The following is a 21477-nucleotide window of genomic DNA, read 5'->3' as shown; positions in this document are numbered from 1 at the left end:
GGACGCCGCGGCCCCGGAACGGGGGCAACCGTGTGACTGCCCCCGCTCTGATCTCCCCTAGCGACCCCCTCGAATCTTCGTACGCAGCAGGAACACCGCTTCATCCATGTCCTTCTGCTGATTCCCAGACGACGGGAAGGAGAACGCGACCGACTGCGGCCCGTCATAACCAGACGCCTGCACCGGCATTGAGAAGTAAGGAGCCGCCGGCTGCGTGGTCGGGATGTTGAACCCACCTGACGCGAACGCCTGCAGCCGCTTACCCGTCTCTTCCCACACCGCCAACGAACGGGCACGTTTCGACGGCGCGAGCGGGATGTACGCTTCACCGCCTGTTTCCGGTTCAGCCCACACCCGCCACGCACCCGCAGGAGCAATCTCCGCAAGGTGGTTCTCGCGCATGCCGCCGTCGGCGTAGTAGTCGACCAGGCCACCGTCAGCCTTCGTCACACCACCAGTCCACGACGACGCCGGGCTGTCGTTCGTGGCCTGCACCGAAATGCGAACCACGCGCCCATTGTTCAACGTGATCAGGTTGTTGATCTTGTTCTGCGCATCCGACGTTTCCGCCAGGATCTTGATGTCCTTCGACGACGGCAAAGCGAACACCTGATCGGCGAGCTTCTTCACCTCAGCCTTGTTGAACCCCGCCGCCGTAGCGGACTCGATGAACTTCGCTCGCTGATCACGCAGCGTCGCGATGTACTTATCCGCAGCATCCTTCGACGACATTGTGGACGAATCCACCTGGAACTGCGCCTTAGCCGCCTCCTGCGCCTTACCAGCCACATCGGACAGCATGGACGCGTTCGCGGAACCCGACTCCGTGCTCTGATCCAGCGACAACTTGAAACCGTCGAGAGTCTTGTGCGACTCTTCGTACGCTTCCTTCTGCCGCTCAACCTCTTCGGAAATACCGGCAAGGCCAGCCTGATAGTCGGCGTTCGACGACACCGCGTCCTGGTTCGCGCCATTGACGTCATTGAACGACTCAAGCAGCTGGTTCAGCTGATCGGTCAGCTGCTCAACCTTGTCCTGCTCTTCCAGGTACGCATCGCCGGTTTCCTTGGCGACCGTCGCGGAGTCTTCCTGGGCTAGCTTGAGCAGGTTGTGCATGCTGTCCGACTCGCCCAGCGCGGTCGCCTGCTCGGTCAGAGCCTTCTTGTAGGCAGGCATCGCGTTCAGCAGGGTCTCGAGCTGGCCCTTGGAACCGTCAGTCTCCGCAGCGAGCAGGGAGAACGCGTGCTGTGCAGTCGGGAGGTCGGTTGCCGCCAGCACACCAAGCTGCTCACCGACGTCCTTGATGGCATCGGTCGCACCGAAGTAATCCGAGTTGAAGCGGGCCATGACGTTCTTGTTGCGTTCCTCGATGTTGTCGAGCACCGCCGGCAGATCCTTCAGCTGCCCAGCGACGTCGGCCGTCCAGTACTTGAAGCCCTTGCCCTGAGCAGCCGTCTCGAAGACATCCGATGCGTCCTTGGCCGTGACGAGGCTGTTGGTGAGCTCGTCCGAGCTGGCCTGCAGCGACTCGATGTACTTGCTCAGCAGGTCCACGCCTACCGTCGCTGCGGCCAGAGCGACGCCCCACGGGCCGGTCAGGAAGGTCGCCACTGCCTTCATGGCGGCACCGGAGCGTGTGACAGCCCCACGGACCGACTCGACGCCCTTCGACACCGCAGGGATCGACGACCCCTGCAGCGTGTCGAGCGCCAGCTTGAACTCAGCGATCTTCGGAATCGCCAGCAGGAAGCCGCCCGCAGCAAGCGCCGCAGCGCCAGCGATCGCCGTCAGGGTCAGCGCCGTGGACTGGACGATCGGCGGAGCGTCCGAGAACGCATCCACCATGCTCGTCACCAGCTGCACCAGCGGACGCAGCGTGCCATCAGCAGCGGCACCAGCCTTGATCGCAGCAGTATCGAACGCACCGCCCAGCTTCTCGAGGTCACCGGCGAGGTTGTCCTGCATGATCGCAGCGGTCTCGGCGGCGTACCCGGAGTCGTTGACCTTGTTGATCCACCCCTGCACGCCCGACTGCCCCTGCTCGAACAGGACCGACGCAGCACGCACAGCATCCGCGCCGAAGATCGTCTTGAGGGCAGCGTTCTGCTGCTCAACAGACATGCCCTTCAGTGCGTCCTGCAGAACCCCCGCGTACTGCGCAAGACCAATGAAGTTGCCCTGCGAGTCGTACGCGCTGATGCCAAGCTGATCCATCACATCAGCGGCCTGCTTCGAGTTCGGAGTCAACGCCTGCAGCATCGACTTGAACGACGTGCCCGCGTCGGAACCAGTCAGGCCGGCAGACGCGAACGCAGCCAGCCCACCGGTGGTTTCCTCGATCGACAGACCCGTCTGGTTCGCGACCAGACCAGCCTGGTTCAGCGCCTCACCGAGATCGTGGACGGAACCCTGCGCCTTGCCCGCGCCGGCAGCGAGCAGGTCGGCCACGTGCGGCACCTCGCCGCCCTTGAGGCCGAACTGCGTCATCGCCGTAGCAGCAGTCTCAGCAGCCTCACCGACCCCCAGAGCGCCAGCAGCAGCAAGATCCAGTGAGCCCTTCAGTCCACCACCGAGAACATCAGTCGTCGTGACACCGGCCTTGGCCAGTTCCTCGATCGCCTCGCCGGCCTCAGTTGCGGAGAACGCCGTAGCGCCACCAGCGTCGATAGCCGCGTCGCGCAGCAGGTTCATGTTCTCGGCGGTCTCATGCGTCGCCGCCTGCACCGCCGACATTTGCTTGTCGAACTCGGTGTACTTCGCCACCGCAATACCCACCGCAGCAAGTGCAACGGCGCTGAAGGCCGTCAGACCCCGGCCAACCTGCTCCATCGCCTGGTTCTGCTGCTCAAAGCGCTGCTTGGCGTCCTCAGCGGACTTCGAGACCTTGCGGTTCGCAGCTTCCGCTTGTGCGAACCCCTGCACGTAGCCGGCAACCTGAGCGGTCAGCGTTACGCTCGTGTTCCTTTCGACCATTCCTTCATCTCCAACCGGAGAATCAAGGCGCACAAAAGAAACCCGCCGGAGACCCGAGCGCGCCGAGACTTCTCATCTCGTTCACGCCCGGGTGGTTTCCGGCGGGCTTACTTACAGGTCAATTCTACCTTGGAAGAGGACAAAAAGATCATCTCTAAACTTCGCGGGAGCCACTTGCGACGCAATATTCAGTTATTCCCCGAACTGCACCCAGGGCCTGCCCCGACCCCCAGGTGAAATCCGAGCATGAGCTGCGAGCACAAGCGGCCTAGCCGCCGCGCCGACGCCACAAGCAACTCTCTCCAGCGTTCCCAGCGGAACGTGTTGTTGAGATGGGGCAAGCTCGGAACCATCCAAAGTCGTGCGGCGTGGGCCTTGCCGAGTGGCCGCGGAAGCGACAGGATCAACCCATGGATCGCCTATATCGAGTCTTCGTGAGCTCCACGTTCACCGACCTCATCGAAGAACGACGGGAGGTGATGCAGGCATTGCTGGAACTCAACTGCATGCCGGCGGGCATGGAGCTTTTTCCATCCTCCGACGCCCAACAGTGGGACATCATCGAGCGCATACTTCGCACCTGCGACTATTACATAGTGATAGTCGGAGGTCGATACGGTTCGACGACAGAGGAAGGAATCAGCTACACGGAAAAGGAGTACGACCTGGCGAAATCCATAGGCATTCCGGTTCTCGGTTTCATTCACGGCAACCCTGACGACATTCCAGCAGGCAAGACGGAACTGGACCAAGAAGCTCGCGAACGCCTACAGGTATTTCGTGAGAAGGTGCAAGGCAAGCACATCAAGAAGTGGACAAATGCCGATCAACTTGGAGCAGTGGTATCCCGGTCACTTACCCAGGAGTTTCAAACCAACCCCCAACCTGGCTGGGTAAGGGGCGGGCATGCACTAACCCCCGAGATCGAAACCGAATTGCGCAACCTCCGTGCCGCGAAACGCGAGGGAATGTTGATACCCGTGGCGGGTGACGGGCGCACTCTCAAGCAAGGCAGCGACACGTACTCCATCAAGATGCTTTCACGGTTCGGTTCGAACGAGCCCGGGGATATATTCGAGCGGGACGCTACCTGGGATGACATCCTCATCGCTGTCGGTGATCGCCTGCTTACAGAAGCCTCAGACTCGACATTGCGTTGGGCCATTTGCATTCGATTCGGTGAGATTGACTGGGACGCCCATGAGGAGGTCACGCTCACCCAGGAGAGCTGGCAGCAAATAGTCCGGCAGTTTCGAGCTCTCGGCTATATCGAACTTGGTGTTCGAGAACGGCCGATAAATGACCATGATGCGTACTGGAGGCTTACACCCACTGGCGAAGCGCATCTGTCATCAATTATGGCGCTATACCGGGAAGAATGAAGGAGCCACCCCGTCGATGCTCGAGCCGATGGTCTGCATGTAAGAGTGCGAAACGCTGGCGCGGCTCGGGCATCGTGGAAAAACTGCCACGGACAGAAGTCACCTAGCCCCGGAGGGATTCCTGGCGGCGCTGAGGGGGCCTCCGCCCACCCTCAGCGCTCACTGTGGGAGTCGCGTTGGGAGCACTGAGGGCATCTTCGGCGGAGTTCAGACCATGTACGCCATCGTGCGGCTGAACGACTCGTTGAGATGCTGCGCGAGGATCTGGATCTCCTTCGCGGTCGTCGCAGCGTCAGGGTGCTCGGCGGTGAACTGCTGGGCCACGCCGTTCCACCCCTTGTCGATGGACTTGCGGAAGAGTGCGTGGGCGAGGGTTCGGTCGTTGCTCCGAATGGCGAGGCCCATGAGCCGTGCAGCATCGTCGGCGTCGTCCAGTCGGTCGGCTCGCTCCTGTGCGTCTCGGAAGGCGATCAGGTCGGTTGGGCCGGAGCCAATCTTGGCGTCGAGCTGCGTCTCGAGGCTGCGGAGGTGGTTCTTCACCAGCTGAACCTCCTTGTCGCGGAGGGCGTTCGCACGGCTGCGAGCGCCGGCCACAACCTCTTCCGTCTGGTGCCGCTTGCCTTCCTCGGACAGAGTGACGTTCGCGGCAATGTCCTTCTTCTGCTGCTGCGTGTACTTCTGGAGGCGTGATGCCTGCTCGCGCAGGTCGTCGAGCTGGGCGTCGAGTGCGTCAAGGCTCATGGTGTTCCCTTTCGTGCTTTGAAGTGCGCGAGTTGTTCTCGGTTGATTCGGTACGCGTGACCGACGGTATTCGCTTGTAGGCGGTTCTCGCGGATGGCCTTACGGATCGCTCGGTCTGTTATCGCGAGGGCATCAGCTGCCTGCTTCGTGCTGAGCCATTCCAATTGTGGAGGCAGTTCCGCATCCGTCGCATTCTTAGTTCCGGTGGCGGACTCGCGCCAAGACAGTGCTGCGACCTTCAGCGCAATCAACGTCTGATCGATTTCTGGATTTTCGCCGCGGTGATTTGCGTGGTAACGATCTAGTTCCGCGTATCGAAGCAACCAAGCGGCAGCCCGCCCAGTCACGAGCACTACAGCTCCGTCCACGCCGTGCACCATCTCCCGCGCCTGGCGGATCATGAGTCCGCCTTACTGTCGACGAGCTCTGGCCGATAACGGTTAACGTGAATCCTGATACTTCCGCCGCCCTCGTTGGGGTGTTCTCTGTCCTGCTTTTGGTGGTCCCGCTTGAGGGCCGCTCTCTTCGCGCCAACTTTCGACGCCGCAGGGGCTTCTTGCTGCTTCCTGCAGGATCGCTCGTCTGCTCTTTCGCCGGACTCGTTGTTGCGGTGAACGGGGTTTATTACGGAGAGCTGGTCGCCCCGTGGGAAGGCGTGGCCTGGATCGCTTTTATCCTCGACCTGGCAGTGACCGCTGTCTTCCTCTTCGCTCTTGTCCAGCAGGACAACGATGAGTTGGCTGCGAATAACGACCCAGAAGCGCAGGCCCGAGCGGAAGGGTTTGCGCTTCGCCAGCGCCTTCAGCAGACCTGGTGGGGTCGCCGCTATCTCCAGTTCACGCGTCACGGTCGGCGTCTTCCGAAGCTCCCTTGAGCATGCCCCACCACGCACGAGCGGCGGACCGCATGTCGAAGTCGCTCGCGTCGGTGATCTTGTACGCGGGCTCGAGGTACAGGACGGTGAGGTGCAGGGTGACTCCGAAGAGGACGTCGGGCCAAGCGTCGGAACCGAGTGTGTGGTCCACGTGCCATTTGTGCTTGGAGACGATGGCGCTGAGCTCGGGTGGGTTGTCCGACGTAGCGGCGAGCTCGGTGGCGAGCGTGAACGCTGCGAGGCCGATGGATCCCATGCCGGCGACGCTGCTGGGGCTGCCGTCCTCGTCTTCGTAGAGCTGACCGGCGAGTGCCCGGTTGCCCGCCGCTTCAAGTTCGCTGAGGTAGGTGTCAACCCAACTCTTGCTGTCGTTGGTCATCGTTTGTCCTAACGGTCGTAGTGCAGCCCGAAGGCTGGGTGGTTGAGTCGCGGGCACGTGGGGTCGTGCTCGAGGACGGCATGGCTGATGCCGGGGCCGGAGATGTCGATGACTGCAGCGGCGGAGCAGTCGGGGCAGGCGACGGTGATCGGGTTCATGCCACGCCCTCGAACATGTCGCCCTCGTAGGGGGTGTTAGAAGCGTTAGGAGTGTTAGAACCGTCGTCGGAACTAACAGATCTAACGGAACTAACAGGGCCATAGAGGCCCCGTGATGGCTTCAAGATGCGCTTCGCGTCGACCGCGCGCTTGAGGTAGACGTCGAGCTGAGCAACCGGGATCGTCGGCAGCAGGTGCTGAATCTCTTGGCGAGAGACGGGGGCTTCGGCCTGGTAGATGACGCCGATGATGTCGGCCATCCGATCCCCAACTCCCGTGGACACCTTGATCGCGTCAGCAGCAGCACGGGCAGCTTCCAACCCTCCGCCGTTGAGTGCCCAGGCACCCGAGTCGGACAGCAGCAGTGCGTACTCGCCCTCTTTCGCATCGCGAGAGGTGACATGCAGCGTCGCACTCTGCTCCTGGCGCTCACGGCGCAGCACGAGCACGGTGTCGGCAGCTCCTGCGATGCCCTGGGTGCCGCTCACAGCGTCCAGGAAGTCCTCTCCGCCGCTCTTGCGGGTGTGGTGGACGATGATGAGGGACGAGCCCGGTTCCGCGTCCGTGGTGGCCTTGAGCGCGCCGAGGAACTCGTAGTCCGCGGCGTACTGCGACTTCGTTGCTGCGGTACTCGGAAGTACCTTCCCGAGGGTGTCGAGGATGACGACGGGGTTCTGGTCGATGTTGCGGGAGATGAACTCCTTGATCGCAGGGATCACCTGACCGCCTTCGAGCGCTGTGACGAACTCGAGCCGCGGGGTAACCACCTCAGGGTTGAGCGTGCGAATGCGCTGCTGCAGGCGGCGGGGACCGTCTTCGAGTGCGAGGTACAAGACGGGGCGGGGCGCGCCCGTAGGTACACCGCCAAGTGCTTTCTCGCCAACGTGGAGCGAGAGCGCCAGTCCGAGCACTAGCCAGCTCTTGCCGATCTTCGGCGCTGCGACGAGCAGGGTCATGCCTTCGGGGATGATTCCGGGGACGACGTACTGAGTGGGTGGAAAGTCCTGCGCCATCAGCCAGCGGGCATCGAAGGTAGTTGGGGGTCGGGTCATTGGGTCTCCTGTCCGGAGTAGATCTGGGCGCGGATTGCGGCCGCTCGTTTGGCTGCGGCTTCAGCGCCGCGATGCTTCTGCGCCTCGAGGAAGGCGTTTGTGGCCTCGTGGTCACGCGATGGCTGGCGTCGGCACACTTCGGCGTACAGCCGGTCTGCGTCGTGGTTCGCTCGGTCGACTTCGGGTTGCCGTGACGAGCTCCCCTGCTCGAAGGCGAAGACGTAGAACTGCCGAAGCGAGGGCGGCAGCTGCCTGAGCTCGACGACGCCAGCTGTGAGATCGATCGCCAGCTGGTGCATGTACCGCTCTGCGGCCGGAGAGAGCTCGATGGTGTCCGGGTATGAGAAAGCCCCCTCGTCCTCGTTCTGTCGAGGATCTGGGGGCTTCCTGGTGCCGGACTGGCTTACGGCCACTCGGGCGGCTCCGGACGTTCGGCGTCTTGTGCGGCTTCGAGCAGGCAGATAGCCAGGCGTCGTGCCTGGTCCCCAGCTAGCTCCGTCAGGGGACGTTCGGCACGCAGTCCCACGACGCCGTTGATGGCGAGCACCGCGAATCCGTCGACCGTCGTCTTCCCCGCCGGCATCAGGCAGCCACCTGCAGGGTCGGGACCACCATGGGGACGGCGAGCGGCTGTGTCCGCGAGTCCGAGACGCGAGCAACGATGGCGTGAGCCAATCGCAGCGCTTCGGAAGGCGTCAGGATGAGCGAGTAGCCGTCGCTAAACTGGCTCGGCTGAGCGTCGATGATCACTTCGGCGCGTCCAGTCGAAGTCGTCTCGACGTCGACGAGCTTGATCACGTCGTCCATCAGGCGTCCCCCTCGACTCGCTCGAACTTCCCGGTGATGATCCCTTTCCCCGGGTCGAAGGAGTAGCCGACGAGCTTGTACAAGCCGACGTACGTCATGACGAACTCGTTCGGGCGGCTGGTCACTTCATCTTGCGGGTAGTCGCCCCACTGGTACCCCGGAGTCGTGTGCAACTGGTACTCAACCGGCGTCAGGTGGCCCCACGTTGTGGCGTCGGGCATCGCGGTGATCTCTTCGCGGTTGCCCTCGTACCGGCGATGCGTCGTGATGACCCTGTAGAGACCGTTGGGGTCGGGCTGCTTCCACTGCTTGTGGTGCCAGCCCTCCATCTCGAGCGTCGCGGTACCGACTCGAGCAGCCACTGCGTCCCCCGAAGGGGCGCTTGCATGAATGTCAGAGGGGCGTGAGATGATCATGTTGTTGAGAGACAATGTCTTCGTCCTTCGGTTTCGTGATGGTTACTGGTTGGACTGGGGCCCGGTTGCCGCCGGGCCCTTCTTCATGCCATACGTCATGGTCTTGCCGGACCTAGACGGGCGACGTTCTGCTATTCGGTTGAGGTAGCGCAGCACCTCGGCTGCCACCTCAGGTTCGAGGTTCAGCTGGAGTGGCTTGTCGGACACCGACGGCATCCGCAGCCACTCCCGGCTGCGATCGAGGCCGCCGCGTGACGCGGGGTCCGGATCATGCCGACGAACCATCAGCGGGCCGGTGAGCTTCCAGTCGACCGGCTGGCCACCACCTTCGATCGCACGCACAACTGCATCGAAGGTCGGATCCCGATGTGGGAGAACCCCGCGACCTTGGTCCAGCAGGGCCTCTTCTCGTGTGTGAGTCATCCGGCCTCCCGGGTGCTCATCCGCGCGGATGCTTCGATCCACTCACGAACCCGACGTTCTGAGTAAACGATCGTCCGCGGCGTTGGGGCAAGGTATTCAGGGCCAGTGCCCATGTACCTCATTTGCTTCAGCCGGCCGGGAGTCATCCCGGGGATCAAGCCGCAGACTTCCGCTGCAGTCATGTAGCGGTCGGGTACTTCGGTCGTCGCTCCCATGCGACACCTCCTGCTCCTGAGGGACACAACTTGCGTCTGCAAGAACGATAACACGTCGTGACCCAACTTGCGCCCCTGAGACACACAACGTGTCCCGGAGGCGCTAGAGTGACCTCTATGACCCAACGCCCATCCCACGACATCGGTGCGCGAGTCGCCCGCTACAGGAAGATGGCCGGCCTCAGCGCGCGCGAGCTCAGTGACAAGCTGGGCGGCGAAATGTCCCGGGGGGTGATCGCGAACATCGAGAACGGGCGGAAGACAGACGTGACTGTCGACCAGCTCCTGGCGCTCTCTTGGGCTTTAGACGTGCCTCCCGTAGTTCTGGCGCTACCCGTCGAAGAACCGAATCGAATGCTGGCGGTCATCGCTGGCGATGATCTACTCGAATCCGTCCGGTCTAGTGATCTCGTGGACTGGTTCATGGCTAAGCAGTACGTGTCACCGCTGCGTGACGCCACGGGTCCGGGGCGTGGATACGCTCAAAGCCTCTTGATCGCCGTGGAAGAGTACGAGGCCTCGAAGAATCGCCTGACATCGAGGGAACAACAGTTGGAGGACGGCGAGATAGATCGCGCCGCCGTCGATCAAGCGCATGATGATCAGGCACGAGTTCTGCGCCGCCTTCGCGACCTAGGCGTCGATCTAGCGGAGTATCGGGCGGACGACTAGCCATGGGAAGCATCGCCCCGTACGACACAGCGAAGGGCAAGAGGTACCGAGTTCGCTACCGCACGCCTGAGCGGAAGCAGACCGACAAGCGAGGCTTCAAGACGAAGCGCGACGCTGAACTGTTCCTTGCCTCTGTCGAGGTGTCGAAGGCACGCGGAGAGTTCGTCCGTCCCGAGGACGCCCGCGAGACCATCGGCATGTTGGGGCCAGTCTGGCTCGGCAACCAAGCCCACCTGAAGCCGTCGTCATACCGCCCTCTCGAGATCGCATGGCGGTTGCACGTCGAGCCAAGCTGGGGGAAGACGCGAGTCTCCGAGGTGAAGCACAGCGTGGTGCAGTCATGGGTGACGCGCATGTCTGCGGAGAAGAGCGCGACCACGGTTATCCGCAACTACGGCGTGCTCGCTGGCATCCTCGATGTGGCGGTGAAGGACCGGCGGATTCTCACGAACCCGGCGCGAGACGTGAACCTACCAAGGAAGAAGCGCAAGGAGCACACGTACCTGACACACGAGCAGGTATCCGCTCTCGCACTGGCTGCCGGCGACCGCACAACCCTCGTGCTCGTGCTCGCGTACTGCGGACTTCGATGGGGCGAGGCGACGGGCCTCCGCGTGAAGGATCTGGACATGCTGCGTCGGCGCATCAATGTCACGGTCAACGCGGTGAACGTTGGCGGGGTGATCGAGGTAGGTACACCGAAGACACACAAGCGCCGTTCCGTGCCGTTCCCCGCATCGCTCGCCATCCCACTCGCAAGACAGTGCGAGGGCAAGAGCTCGGATGCACTGGTGTTCGCGTCGAAGCACGGCACGCACGAGCGACGGTGGCACAACGACCACGGCTGGTTCCCCGTGGCGGTGCGCACGTCGGGCGTTCCGGATCTCACTCCGCATGACCTTCGTCACACCGCCGCTTCGCTGGCGATCAGCGCAGGTGCGAACGTGAAAGCGGTGCAGCGGATGCTCGGCCACGCCTCCGCTGCGATGACGCTGGACGTGTACGCGGACCTGTTCGACGACGATCTCGACCCTGTAGCTGAGCGCTTGGACGAGGGGTTGGCGCAGACGGTTGTGGGCAAGATGTGGGCAGACGTCGCGCAGAACAACGAGAAGACCCGATAGATCCGCTTGATTACGCGGATCCGTCGGCCTGGCAGTTGGCGGAGGGTGTGGGATTCGAACCCACGAGACATCTCTGCCCACCTGTTTTCAAGACAGGCTCCATCGGCCGCTCGGACAACCCTCCAGTGACGCGACCACGTGGCGAGACGTGATCGCGTCCCGGGAAGTCTACCCGGCCCTCCAGGCTGGGGTGCGCGCGAGCGCGGACTAACGGGGCAGGGAGTCGAGCGCCGCTGCCAGGCCGTCGTCGGTGATGCCACCGGTGAGCTCGTTGCCGGCGTCGACGACGTCGTCGGGGGCCTGGCCCATGACGACGCCGCGACCGGAGGTCGAGGCCCAGCGGAGCATGTCGATGTCGTTGCGGCCGTCGCCCGCGGCGAAGACGCGGGAACGCGGGATGTCGAGCCACTCGCGCACACGCTCCATCGCGGTGGCCTTCGTCACGCCCTCGGGAGCGATGTCGAGCCACGACGTCCAGCCGACGGAGTACGAGACCTTGTGCAGACCCATCTGCTCGACGATCTGCAGGAAGTCCTCGGTGTCGTGGCCGGGCGAGATGACCACGACGCGGGTGGCCTCGACGCCGAGCAGCTGCTCGAACGGCACGTGCTCGCCCTCGACGGTCATCGTGTCGTCGGGGAAGTTGCCGGACAGCAGGAAGTGACCGGTCTCGTCCTCGACGCCGAACGCGGCGTTCTCGAGCGCTCCGTGGATGGTCTGCAGCACCTCGGACGGGTCGAACCGCTCGACGTGTTCGCGCACGTAGGAGCCGTCGGCGCGGCGGGCCAGGATGAGCGCACCGTTCGCGCACACCAGGTACTTCGGCCGGATGCCGAGGGTCTCGAGCAGGGGCACGGTCATGCCCTCGCTTCGGCCGGTCGAGAGCATGACCTCGTGGCCGGCGGCCTCGGCGTCGCGCACGGCGGCGACCACCGCCTGCGTGATGACACCGTCTTCGCGCATGGTGGTGCCGTCGATGTCGAGCGCGACCAGCCAGCGCTTGGTGCGGGTGGGCGCGTCGGTGCCCGCGCCCTGCTCGGTGCCGTCGACGAACCGTCCCTGGGTGCTCATCGGGGCTCGATCACCTCGACGCCGCCGAGGTAGGGGCGCAGGACCTCGGGCACGACGACGGAACCGTCGGCCTGCTGGTGCGTCTCGAGGATCGCGACGATCCAGCGGGTGGTGGCGAGGGTGCCGTTCAGCGTGGCGACCGGGGCGGTCTTGCCACTCTCGGTGCGGTACCGGATGTCGAGGCGGCGGGCCTGGAACGTCGTGCAGTTCGACGTCGAGGTGAGCTCGCGGAACGTGCCCTGCGTCGGGACCCAGGCCTCGATGTCGTACTTCTTCGCCGCGCTCGTGCCGAGGTCGCCGGCGGCGACGTCGATCACGCGGTAGTGGAGGCCGAGGTCCTGGAGCATCTGCTCCTGGTGGGAGACGAGGCGCTCGTGCTCGGCCTCGGCCTGGTCCGGGTGGACGTAGGCGAACATCTCGAGCTTGTTGAACTGGTGCACGCGGAGGATGCCGCGGTTGTCCTTGCCCGCCGAACCGGCCTCGCGGCGGTAGCAGGTCGACCAGCCGGCGTAGCGGTGGGCCTGTCCTTCCTCGAGCGGCAGGATCTCGTCGGCGTGGAACCCGGCGAGGGCGACCTCGCTCGTGCCGGTCAGGTACAGGTCATCGGCTTCGAGCCGGTAGACCTCGGCCGCGTGCTCACCGAGGAACCCGGTGCCGGCCATCGTCTCGGGGCGGACGAGCGTCGGGGTGATGAGCGGTTCGAAGCCGGCGGCGATCGCACGGTCGAGGCCGAGCGACATCAGCGCGATCTCGAGCCGGGCGCCCATGCCGCGCAGGAAGTAGAAGCGCGAGCCGGAGACCTTCACGCCACGCGGGATGTCGATGATGCCGAGGTGCTCGCCGAGGTCGGCGTGGTCCTTCGGCTCGAAGTCGAACTCGGGCTTGGTGCCGACGGTGCGGAGCGTGACGAAGTCGTCCTCGCCGCCCTCGGGCACACCGGGGAGCACGACGTTCGGGATACCGCGGACGACGGTGTTGAAGGTGTCCTCGGCCGCGGTGACGGTGGCCTGCGCCTCCTTCACCTTCGCGGCGAGGGCCTGGGCCTGCTGCACGAGCGCGGCCTTCTCGTCCTTCGGGGCCTTGGCGACGGTCTTGCCGAAGGCGTTCTGCTCGGCACGGAGCGACTCGAACGAGGTGATCGCACTGCGGCGGGCGGAATCGGCGGCGACGGCTTCGTCGACGACGGCCACGGAGGCACCACGCGCCTGCTGTGAAGCCTTGATGACGTCCGGGTTGTCGCGAAGCAGCTGTGGATCGATCACCCGCCCCATCCTAGACGGGGGCAACCGCACGCAGCCTCGATCGGTAGCGTGGACGTATGTCGACCCCTTCGGAGACCGCGCCCGCGGACCAGGACGCCCTCCCCACCGAGCAGCGGACGGCCGCGGTGGTGTACAACCCGGTCAAGGTCCACCTGCCGACCCTCAAGCGCACGGTCGAGGCACACCAGCAGCAGGCCGGCTGGGCCGAGACCCTGTGGTTCGAGACCTCGGAGGAAGACCCGGGCGGCGGCATGGCCCGCGCGGCGATCGAGGCCGGTGCCGACGTCGTCGCGGCAGCCGGCGGTGACGGCACGGTCCGTGCGGTCGCCGAGGTCGTGCACGAGTCCGGTTCGACCCTCGCGCTGCTGCCGAGCGGCACCGGCAACCTGCTCGCGCGCAACATGAAGCTCCCCCTCGACGACCTGGCCGCGAGCGTCCGGACGATCTTCCACGGCGACGACCGCAAGATCGACTTCGGCATGCTCAAGGTCGAGCGCCCCGGCGGCGAGCGCGAACGCTTCGGCTTCCTGGTGATGGCGGGCCTCGGGCTCGACGCCCGGATGCTCGTGAACACCCGCCCCGAGCTGAAGAAGAAGGTCGGCTGGCTCGCCTACGTCGACTCGCTGTTCCGCTCGGTGCGCGACGCGAACGCGTTCGAGTTCCGCTACCAGCTCGACGACGACGGCAACCACTCGCTCCGGGCGCACTCGCTCATCGTCGGCAACTGCGGGATGCTCCAGGCCGGCGCGATCCTGCTGCCCGACGCCGAGATCGACGACGGGGTGTTCGACATCGCCGTGATGCGTCCCCGCGGGTTCTTCGGCTGGGTGCGGATCGGTGCCCGGGTGTTCTGGGAGAACGGGATCCTGCGGGCGTTCCGCCGGTCGAACCTGGGCAAGACCGCCGTCGGCAAGAAGATCGTGTCGCGTTCACGCGAGGAGCGCCCCCTGCGCTACCTGCGCGGGCAAGAGTTCACGGCGCGGCTCGAGCGGCCCGACGAGTTCGAGATCGACGGCGACCCGGTGGGCGAGGTCATCGCCTTCCGTTCGCGCATCGACCCGATGGGGCTCTCCGTGCGTGTGCCGGACCCGGCGGACGACCGCCACGGCTCGCGCCAGGTGCCCTGAGCCGACCCGATCGCTCGCTCCGTCGCTCGCTCGCTCCGTCGCTCCGTCGCTCCGTAGCTCCGTAGCTCCGTGCGAGGTTCCGTCGTCCGTGCGAGGGCCGCCGGCTCTCACGGACTACGGAACCTCGCACCACACGGCGTCATGGCACCGCGGAGCACCGCGGAGCACCGCGGAGCGCCGCGGAGCGCCGCGCTAGCGTGCCCCGGGCTCGCCCGACACGATCGCGCGCAACCAGTCCCGCGCCTCGACGAACGCGGCGTCCGAGTAGCGCGCCGGAACCTCGGGGCGGGCACCGTCGGCACGCGGGTACGACCCGAGGAACGTCACGCGCGGGCTGAACCGACGCAGGCCGAGCAGCGCGTCCGCGACCCGCTCGTCGCGCACGTGCCCGTCGAGGTCGATGACGAACCGGTAGCGGCCGAGCTCGTCACCGATCGGGCGGGACGACAGCAGCCCCATGTTGATGCCCCGCGTCGCGAACTGCTCGAGCATGTCGACCAGGGCGCCGGGGTGGTCGGCGGGCAGCTCGACGATGACGCTGGTCTTGTCGGCGCCGGTCGGTTCGGGCAGGGCGAGGGTCTTCGACACGAGCACGAACCGGGTGACCGCCGAGGCGTTGTCGCCGATGGACGATGCGAGCACGACGACGTCGTGGTGGTCGGTGATGCCGGGCGGCGCGACGGCGGCGTCGGCGGTGGGGTTCGCCTCGAGCAGGGCGAGCGCCGCGGCGACGTTCGACGACGCCGGGAGGTGCCCGTGGCCGGGCAGGTTCGCCTCGAGCCAGTTGTGCGTCTGCGCGTAGGCGACGGGGTGCGCGTTCACGGTGCGGACGTCGGCCAGCGTCGTGCCGGGCCGGGCGACGAGCACGAAGTCGACCGGGACCAGGTACTCCCCCACGATCCGCACGCCGGGGATCCGGGCCAGGGCGTCCTGCGTGGCGCTGACCCCGCCGTCGACGCTGTTCTCGATCGCGATGACGGCCCCGATCGACCTGCCCGACATGACGTCGTCCAGGGCCTCACCGACGTTGTTGACGCTCCGCCAGGGCTTGCCGGCGGCGGCCTCGACGAGCTTCAGGGCCGCCTCGGTGAACGTGCCGGCGGGTCCGAGGTAGGAGTACGTGTCGGACGGCGCGGCGGGGTCGGTCATGCGGCGAGCCTATTGCAGGGACGCGGAGGCCAGGCGGCCTCAGTCCGTCGCCGCACCCGTCAGTCGCTGCTCGCAGATCGCGGTGTCGTCGTCCTCGCGCGGGTAGGTCAGCGCCGCGAAGCGCCCCTCGGGGTCGAGCCGCGTCAGGAGCGACGCCGCGATGCCGTCGAGCTGCGCGACCTGCTCGTCGGAGAGCGCGTCGATGACCACCCGGCGGGCGGTGCGGACGTGGTCCGGAGCTGCCTCGACGATGGTGGCGTACCCGGCGTCGGTCAGGCGGACGTCGGTGGCGCGGCGGTCGGAGGTCGACGGGCACCGGGTCACGAGCCCGCGCTTCTCGAGGCGGGACACCACGTGCGACAGCCGCGGCAACGAGGCGTTCGTGGCCGAGGCGAGCGCCGACATCCGCAGGGTCCGGGTGTCGGTCTCGGAGAGCATCGCGATGACCATGTAGTCGAAGTGCGTCAGGTCGGCGTCGCGCTGCAGCTGCTGGTCGAGCGCCGCCGGCAGGAGTTCCATGACCGCGACGAGCTTCATCCACGCGCGCAGCTGCTCGCGGGTGAGCCACGGGGTCTCGTCGGTCATGACCTGATCATACCGAAAGGTTGTCCCTTTAACCAGTGGTGCGCGCGGCGGACGAGCCAGACGGACCAGACGGACCAGACGGACCAGACGAACCGGACGAACCGCCAGCGCGACGCGACCGCACCACTCCGACCACGAGCACCACCACCACCACGACGAGCAGCGCCCCCTCGACGAGCAGCAGCCGCGTGCCGTAGTCGAACGGCAGCACGGTGGGGTTCTTCTGCCCGTGGTCCTTGGCAGCGATCTCCGGCAGGACCACCAGGGCGAGCACGCTGCCGAGCACGATCGCCGCCTGCACGACGACGAGCACCCAGGCCCGCAGCGAGCGTCCGGCCCGACGCAGCAGCAACCCGGCACCGACCACGAACGGGGACAGGACCGCGTCGTGCAGCACCACGGCCGCGAGCAGCCACACCCCGAGTCCGCCGATGCGGTTCGGCTTGACGGACGTCACGAGCACGTACGCCCCGAACGCGATGACCAGCACGCCGATCACCACGAGCACGATCCGCGCGGCCTTCACCGGAGCACCTCGATCTTCTCGATCCACTTGGTCTGCAGCACACCTGGCCGCCCGGGAGCGATGATCCGCGCCGGGAACCCGTGGTCCAGGTCGAGCGTCGCACCGTTCAGCTCGAGGGCGACGAGCGTCGTCGGGTCCTCGGCGTACTCCGGTCCCATGTCCATGATCCGGTAGCCGCCGTGCCGTTCCAGGCTCGTCACCCGCACGTGCGACCCCTGCGGCGCCTGCACGGCGTCGAGCAGGTCACGCATCCGCACGCCCTTCCAGGTCGCCATCTGGCTCCACCCCTCGACGCACGAGATCGGCAGGTCGACCTGCGCGGTGCCGAGTGCGACGAGTTCCGCCCGGACGAACGTCCGGCTCACGTCGTGGCCGACGACGGTGAGCGTCCAGTCGGCGGCGGTCGCGCTGGCGAGCACACCGGCCGCACGCGCGGTCCGGTTCACCGGCAGTCCGTTCGCGCCGATGCCGCGGCCACGGGCGCCGAACACGTTGAACGGTTCCGCGAGCTTCGAGGACTGCCCCGCCGTGAGCGCGACGACACCGACGGTCGCCGCCGTCACGCCGGCGAAGAACCCGCGTCGGGCGATGCGCTGGCGTCGTCCGGTGGCTGCGTCCGGCGTCGGCCTGGAGGCCCGGCTCGGCTCCCCCACGTCGGCCGTCGGCTGGCCGGTACTCGGCTCCTCGGACACCTCGCGGGTCTCCGGCGCCGCGTCCGGTCCGGTGGGCCGGGACTCGGCGCCGGCGGGGGCGGCGTCGACGCCGTCGATCCAGCGGAACACGCGGCCCAGCAGGCCGGGGGCGGTGGACCCGGTGGTCTCGGCGACCGCAGCGTGCGGGGCGGACGCGGGACCCTCGCTCGCAAGCTCGCTCGGCGCATCCCGCGGATCGCTGGCGCGATCCCGCTGAGCGGGCTGCGCCAGGCCGGGTGGGAGCAGCTCACTGCCGGACGCGGGGTCCGCGATGAACCGGCCGTGCGCGTCGTAGGAGTCGCGCTTCCGCCAGTAGCGGGCGATGACCGGCAGCTTGGCGGCGATGTGGATGGCCAGCGACCCGATGATCACGTAGGCCATCGCGTTGTGCACCTGGCGGAACGGGAACGGCCACGGGTACCACTGGTACGTGTTGAGCAGGCCGGTGACGACCTGGATGATCGACGCGGACACGAGCACCGCGATCGACAGCCGCTCGAGCAGGTGCAGCACGCCGCGCACCGGCGGCACCTGCACCAGGGCGGGCATGACGGTGTTGAGCTTGGCGAGCAGCAGCGGGATGATCGCGATCCCGGTCGTGATGTGCAGGCCCTGCGTGAACTGGTACAGCTGCGTCGGACGGGTCGGGAACCGCATCCAGCCGAGCGGTTCCTGCAGCAGGTGGCTGTAGATCCCGGTGCCGAAGCAGATCAGGAACGCGATGCCGAGCAGACGCCCGAGCACCACCGCCGAGCGGGCGTTGCGGTTGGGGGACGCCAGAGCTGCTCGTCCGTCGTGCAGCAGGCGCTGGAGGCCGGATAGCCTCGACGGACCATGAGCGACCGACTGCGTGCCTTCCGACCGTCCCTGGCCGACGGCACCGCCGTCCGGATCGGCACGGTGCTGGCCGTCGTGGGAGTACTCGCCCTGTCGGGCGTCATCGCCGTCGGCGTCACGCATCTGGGGTTCCTCCGATCGGGCCATCGTTCTGCATTCGTTGCGTGGACGCTGATCGCTTGGACCGTCTTCGTGATCGCCGTGCTCGCGGTGCGTTTCGTGCCCGTCCGGTGGATGACCACCATGGTCATCGGCGGAGCGGTGGTGATCGGCATCGCCGCGCTGGTCGGACCGCCGAACACGAGCACCGACTCCGCCCGGTACGCGTGGGACGGCATCGTCCAGCATGCCGGAGTCTCACCGTACGCTCACACCCCCCAGTCCGCGGCACTGTCCGGTCTCCGACCCGATTGGTTGTTCCCCGACAAGGTGGACGGCACGTGCGATCCGCTGAAGCCCCGGTTCCGTGGGCTCGGCGACGGCGCCGACGGGCACTGCACCGCGATCAACCGGCCGGACGTCACGACGATCTACCCGCCGATGGCGCAGCTGTGGTTCGCCGCGGTGCGGTTCTTCGTGCCGGCGACCGCGCAGTACCTGCCGTTCCAGGTCGCCGGGCTGCTCGTGTCGCTCGGTGTGACCGTCGGGCTCGTCCTGGTGCTCCGCCGCATCGGCCGTCCGACCTGGTGGGCGGCGCTCTGGGCCTGGTCGCCGCTCGTCGCGTCCGAGGCGGTCACCAACTCGCACGTCGACGTCGTCGGCGCCGCCCTCGCCACGGCCGGTGTCGTGCTCGTCGCCTTCGGCCGGCCGATCTGGGGCGGCATCGCGCTCGGGGCCGCGACCGCGACGAAGCTCATCCCGGCGATCGTGTACCCGCCGTTGCTCGGCCGCGGTCGGGCCTGGTGGGCGATCCCGATCGGCATCGCGGTGTTCGGGCTGCTCTACGTGCCCTACGTGCTGACGACCGGGCTCGACGTGCTCGGGTACCTGCCCGGCTACCTGAACGAGGAGGGCTACGAGGACGGCTCCCGGTTCGCGCTGGTGTCGCTCGTGGTCAAGGGCGACGCTGCGACCCTGGTGGTGGGGCTCCTGGTGCTGCTGGCGGCGTTCGTGGCGTGGCGGTTGTCCGACCCGGCGCGGCCGTGGTCGGGCGAGGTCCTGATGATCGGCGTGACGTTCCTCGCCGTGACGCCGCGCTACCCCTGGTACGCGCTGCTGCTCATCCCGTTCGTGGTGCTGTCCGGGCGGTGGGAGTGGTTGTCGATCGGCCTCGCCATCGCGCTGCGCGGGGTGTGGCCGTCGGCGGACGCCTACCGGTGGTGGTTGCTCGCGGCCGTGGTGGTCATCGTGGTCGTCACGCTCCTGCGCACGGAGCGGGCCGAGTGGAGGCGGTGGTGGGAGCGGCTGTCGTTCCGGCGCGTGGAACACGTACGCTGACGACCATGGCACCCGCGATCCTGCTCGGTACGACCGGCTCCGTGGACCCGGATCCCGCCGGGCTCGTCGACCGCTTCGGGCGTCGCGCCGTCGACCTCCGGGTGTCGCTGACCGAGCGCTGCAACCTGCGCTGCACCTACTGCATGCCCGCGGCCGGGCTGCCGTTCGCCCCCGACGAGGCCCTGATGACGGCGACCGAGATCGAGCGGCTGGTCCGGATCGGCTCGGCGCGGTTCGGCGTCCGCAAGGTCCGGTTCACCGGCGGGGAGCCGATGCTCCGGCACGACCTGGTCGACGTGATCGCCCGGTGCGCCGCGCTGCCCGACGCCCCGGAGCTGTCGCTCACCACGAACGCGATCGGCCTCGCCCACCGCGCCCAGGGCCTGTACGACGCCGGGCTGCGGCGTGTGAACGTGTCGCTCGACACCGTCGACCCCGACGTCTTCACCACCGTGACCCGCCGCCCGTTCCTCGACAAGGTGATCGCCGGGCTGTCGGCCACGCACGACGCCGGACTCGACATCAAGGTGAACGCGGTGCTGCTGCGCGGGATCAACGACGAGGCCGCCCCGGAGCTCCTCCGCTGGTGCCTGGAGCGTGGCTACGAGCTGCGGTTCATCGAGCAGATGCCCCTGGACCCCGACCACGCCTGGGACCGCACCGAGATGATCACCGCCGCCGAGACCCGCGCGCTGCTGGCGACGTCGTTCGTGCTCACGCCGGACGACGCCCCGCGTGACGGTGCCCCGGCGGAGCGGTACCGCGTGCACGACGCCGTCACCGGCGAGCCCCTCGGCACCGTCGGGATCATCGCGAGCATCACCGAGTCGTTCTGCGCCGACTGCACCCGCACCCGGCTGACCGCCGACGGGCACGTGCGCAGCTGCCTGTTCTCCGACGAGGAGACCGACGTGCTCGGGCCGATGCGCTCCGGGGCGGACGACGACCAGGTCGCCGAGCTCTGGCGGCTCGCGATGTGGGCGAAGCCGCGCGACCACGGTGACGACAGCGACGAGCTCGTGCACCCGACGCGTGGCATGAGTGCGATCGGCGGCTGAGGCATGACCACGATCCGGTTCTTCGCCGCTGCCCGCGCTGCCGTGGGTGTCGACTCCCTGACCACGACGGGCCCCACCATCGAGGCCGCCCTCGGCGCGATCGACGCGGCCGACGTGGTGGACCCTGCGCGCTGGAGTGCGTTGCAGGAGCGCTGCTCGTACCTGGTCGACGGCGTGACCACGCGTGACCGGGCGACCTCGCTCGACGGTGTCGAGGTCGTCGACGTCATGCCGCCCTTCGCCGGCGGCTGAGTTCGGGGGCCGAGTTCGGCGGCTGAGCGGTACGCCCGTTCCTTCCCAGAACGCCCGCGATACCTGGTGCTTCCGGGGATACCTGGTGCGAACTTCCGACCAGGTACGCCCGATTCGACCAGGTACACCCGGAACGACCCGGCACGCCCGACCCGACCCCGCGCCCGTTCCTTCCCAGAACACCCGCGATACCTGGTGCTTTCGGGCATACCGTGTCGGAACTTTCGACCAGGTACGCCCGATTCGACCAGGTACGCCCGGAACG

The 21477-nt window shown here is 66.8% G+C and carries 24 protein-coding genes and 1 tRNA gene; 7 read left to right on the top strand and 18 right to left on the bottom strand.

The window, feature by feature from the left end:
* Positions 1-57: 57 nt before the first annotated feature.
* The gene (locus tag BR70_RS22355) at positions 58-2973 is read right to left on the bottom strand and encodes a phage tail tape measure protein (protein WP_051596840.1); all 2916 of its coding nucleotides are present in this window, start codon (positions 2971-2973) and stop codon (positions 58-60) included.
* A gap of 434 nt (positions 2974-3407) precedes the next feature.
* On the opposite strand from BR70_RS22355, the gene BR70_RS22845 reads away from it, so the two are divergent.
* A complete protein-coding gene (locus BR70_RS22845) occupies positions 3408-4355 on the top strand; it encodes a DUF4062 domain-containing protein (protein WP_197019643.1) in 948 nt (315 codons plus the stop codon).
* A gap of 207 nt (positions 4356-4562) precedes the next feature.
* On the opposite strand, the gene BR70_RS0110860 is transcribed toward BR70_RS22845, so the two are convergent.
* The 10 genes from BR70_RS0110860 to BR70_RS23280 all read right to left on the bottom strand — a co-directional run bounded on the left by BR70_RS0110860 (position 4563) and on the right by BR70_RS23280 (position 9124).
* Complete coding sequence (locus BR70_RS0110860) at positions 4563-5096, bottom strand: hypothetical protein (protein WP_027466086.1); 534 nt, start codon at positions 5094-5096, stop codon at positions 4563-4565.
* Entirely contained in the window at positions 5093-5497 is a 405-nt protein-coding gene (locus BR70_RS22840) for an excisionase family DNA-binding protein (RefSeq protein ID WP_081827351.1), read from the bottom strand. Before BR70_RS22840 ends, BR70_RS0110860 begins: the two co-directional genes overlap by 4 nt.
* Positions 5494-5943, bottom strand: a complete 450-nt coding sequence (locus tag BR70_RS23290) for a hypothetical protein (RefSeq protein ID WP_155896864.1) — start codon at positions 5941-5943, stop codon at positions 5494-5496. The genes BR70_RS22840 and BR70_RS23290 overlap by 4 nt, the downstream gene beginning before the upstream one ends.
* Positions 5933-6349 carry a hypothetical protein gene (locus tag BR70_RS0110855; protein ID WP_027466085.1) on the bottom strand — a complete coding sequence of 139 codons (417 nt, stop codon included), beginning with the start codon at positions 6347-6349 and terminating at the stop codon, positions 5933-5935. Before BR70_RS0110855 ends, BR70_RS23290 begins: the two co-directional genes overlap by 11 nt.
* Positions 6350-6357: 8 nt before the next feature.
* A complete protein-coding gene (locus tag BR70_RS23285) occupies positions 6358-6507 on the bottom strand; it encodes a hypothetical protein (RefSeq protein ID WP_155896863.1) in 150 nt (49 codons plus the stop codon).
* Complete coding sequence (locus BR70_RS20540; RefSeq protein WP_081827350.1) at positions 6504-7559, bottom strand: AAA family ATPase; 1056 nt, start codon at positions 7557-7559, stop codon at positions 6504-6506. Before BR70_RS20540 ends, BR70_RS23285 begins: the two co-directional genes overlap by 4 nt.
* Positions 7556-7858, bottom strand: a complete 303-nt coding sequence (locus BR70_RS0110840; RefSeq protein WP_155896862.1) for a hypothetical protein — start codon at positions 7856-7858, stop codon at positions 7556-7558. Before BR70_RS0110840 ends, BR70_RS20540 begins: the two co-directional genes overlap by 4 nt.
* 283 nt (positions 7859-8141) lie before the next feature.
* On the bottom strand, positions 8142-8366 hold the full coding sequence (locus BR70_RS0110830) for a hypothetical protein (RefSeq protein WP_027466083.1): 225 nt from the start codon (positions 8364-8366) through the stop codon (positions 8142-8144).
* A complete protein-coding gene (locus BR70_RS0110825) occupies positions 8366-8728 on the bottom strand; it encodes a hypothetical protein (protein WP_155896861.1) in 363 nt (120 codons plus the stop codon). The genes BR70_RS0110830 and BR70_RS0110825 overlap by 1 nt, the downstream gene beginning before the upstream one ends.
* 96 nt (positions 8729-8824) lie before the next feature.
* Positions 8825-9124 (bottom strand): hypothetical protein, encoded by a 300-nt coding sequence (locus BR70_RS23280; protein WP_155896860.1) that lies wholly within the window; start codon positions 9122-9124, stop codon positions 8825-8827.
* Between the two features lie 413 nt (positions 9125-9537).
* Here BR70_RS23280 and BR70_RS22350 point away from each other — a divergent pair, with 413 nt between their 5' ends.
* Together BR70_RS22350 and BR70_RS0110810 are read left to right on the top strand one after the other, a co-directional pair.
* The gene (locus BR70_RS22350; RefSeq protein ID WP_051596838.1) at positions 9538-10092 is read left to right on the top strand and encodes a helix-turn-helix domain-containing protein; all 555 of its coding nucleotides are present in this window, start codon (positions 9538-9540) and stop codon (positions 10090-10092) included.
* 2 nt (positions 10093-10094) lie between these two features.
* A complete protein-coding gene (locus BR70_RS0110810) occupies positions 10095-11216 on the top strand; it encodes a tyrosine-type recombinase/integrase (protein ID WP_027466080.1) in 1122 nt (373 codons plus the stop codon).
* Positions 11217-11252: 36 nt separating this feature from the next.
* Here BR70_RS0110810 and BR70_RS0110805 read toward each other — a convergent pair.
* The 3 genes from BR70_RS0110805 to serS form a co-directional block, all read right to left on the bottom strand.
* Positions 11253-11340, bottom strand: a tRNA-Ser gene (locus BR70_RS0110805).
* Positions 11341-11423: 83 nt separating this feature from the next.
* A complete protein-coding gene (locus tag BR70_RS0110800) occupies positions 11424-12287 on the bottom strand; it encodes an HAD family hydrolase (RefSeq protein WP_081827349.1) in 864 nt (287 codons plus the stop codon).
* On the bottom strand, positions 12284-13549 hold the full coding sequence (gene serS / locus BR70_RS0110795) for a serine--tRNA ligase (RefSeq protein ID WP_027466078.1): 1266 nt from the start codon (positions 13547-13549) through the stop codon (positions 12284-12286). The genes BR70_RS0110800 and serS overlap by 4 nt, the downstream gene beginning before the upstream one ends.
* 56 nt (positions 13550-13605) lie before the next feature.
* Here serS and BR70_RS0110790 point away from each other — a divergent pair, with 56 nt between their 5' ends.
* Entirely contained in the window at positions 13606-14676 is a 1071-nt protein-coding gene (locus tag BR70_RS0110790; RefSeq protein ID WP_027466077.1) for a diacylglycerol/lipid kinase family protein, read from the top strand.
* Between the two features lie 192 nt (positions 14677-14868).
* On the opposite strand, the gene pheA is transcribed toward BR70_RS0110790, so the two are convergent.
* The 4 genes from pheA to BR70_RS0110770 are packed head-to-tail and all read right to left on the bottom strand — an operon-like array spanning position 14869 to position 18375.
* Positions 14869-15825 carry a prephenate dehydratase gene (gene pheA, locus BR70_RS0110785; RefSeq protein ID WP_027466076.1) on the bottom strand — a complete coding sequence of 319 codons (957 nt, stop codon included), beginning with the start codon at positions 15823-15825 and terminating at the stop codon, positions 14869-14871.
* A 39-nt stretch (positions 15826-15864) separates the two neighbouring features.
* The gene (locus BR70_RS0110780) at positions 15865-16410 is read right to left on the bottom strand and encodes a MarR family winged helix-turn-helix transcriptional regulator (RefSeq protein WP_027466075.1); all 546 of its coding nucleotides are present in this window, start codon (positions 16408-16410) and stop codon (positions 15865-15867) included.
* 28 nt (positions 16411-16438) lie between these two features.
* On the bottom strand, positions 16439-16936 hold the full coding sequence (locus tag BR70_RS20530) for a hypothetical protein (protein ID WP_051596837.1): 498 nt from the start codon (positions 16934-16936) through the stop codon (positions 16439-16441).
* Complete coding sequence (locus tag BR70_RS0110770; RefSeq protein ID WP_051596836.1) at positions 16933-18375, bottom strand: molybdopterin-dependent oxidoreductase; 1443 nt, start codon at positions 18373-18375, stop codon at positions 16933-16935. Before BR70_RS0110770 ends, BR70_RS20530 begins: the two co-directional genes overlap by 4 nt.
* A gap of 87 nt (positions 18376-18462) precedes the next feature.
* Here BR70_RS0110770 and BR70_RS20525 point away from each other — a divergent pair, with 87 nt between their 5' ends.
* Genes BR70_RS20525 through BR70_RS0110755 form a run of 3 tightly spaced genes read left to right on the top strand, consistent with a single transcriptional unit; the run spans position 18463 to position 21212 of the window.
* Positions 18463-19902 (top strand): glycosyltransferase 87 family protein, encoded by a 1440-nt coding sequence (locus BR70_RS20525; protein WP_051596835.1) that lies wholly within the window; start codon positions 18463-18465, stop codon positions 19900-19902.
* A 5-nt stretch (positions 19903-19907) separates the two neighbouring features.
* Positions 19908-20960 (top strand): GTP 3',8-cyclase MoaA, encoded by a 1053-nt coding sequence (gene moaA, locus BR70_RS0110760; RefSeq protein ID WP_051596834.1) that lies wholly within the window; start codon positions 19908-19910, stop codon positions 20958-20960.
* A 3-nt stretch (positions 20961-20963) separates the two neighbouring features.
* Complete coding sequence (locus BR70_RS0110755; RefSeq protein ID WP_027466072.1) at positions 20964-21212, top strand: MoaD/ThiS family protein; 249 nt, start codon at positions 20964-20966, stop codon at positions 21210-21212.
* The last annotated feature ends 265 nt before the right edge of the window (positions 21213-21477 follow it).

Source organism: Curtobacterium sp. UNCCL17 (genome assembly GCF_000686685.1).
Taxonomy (GTDB): Bacteria; Actinomycetota; Actinomycetes; order Actinomycetales; family Microbacteriaceae; genus Curtobacterium; species Curtobacterium flaccumfaciens.
This window is presented reverse-complemented; position numbering and strand designations above follow the sequence as displayed.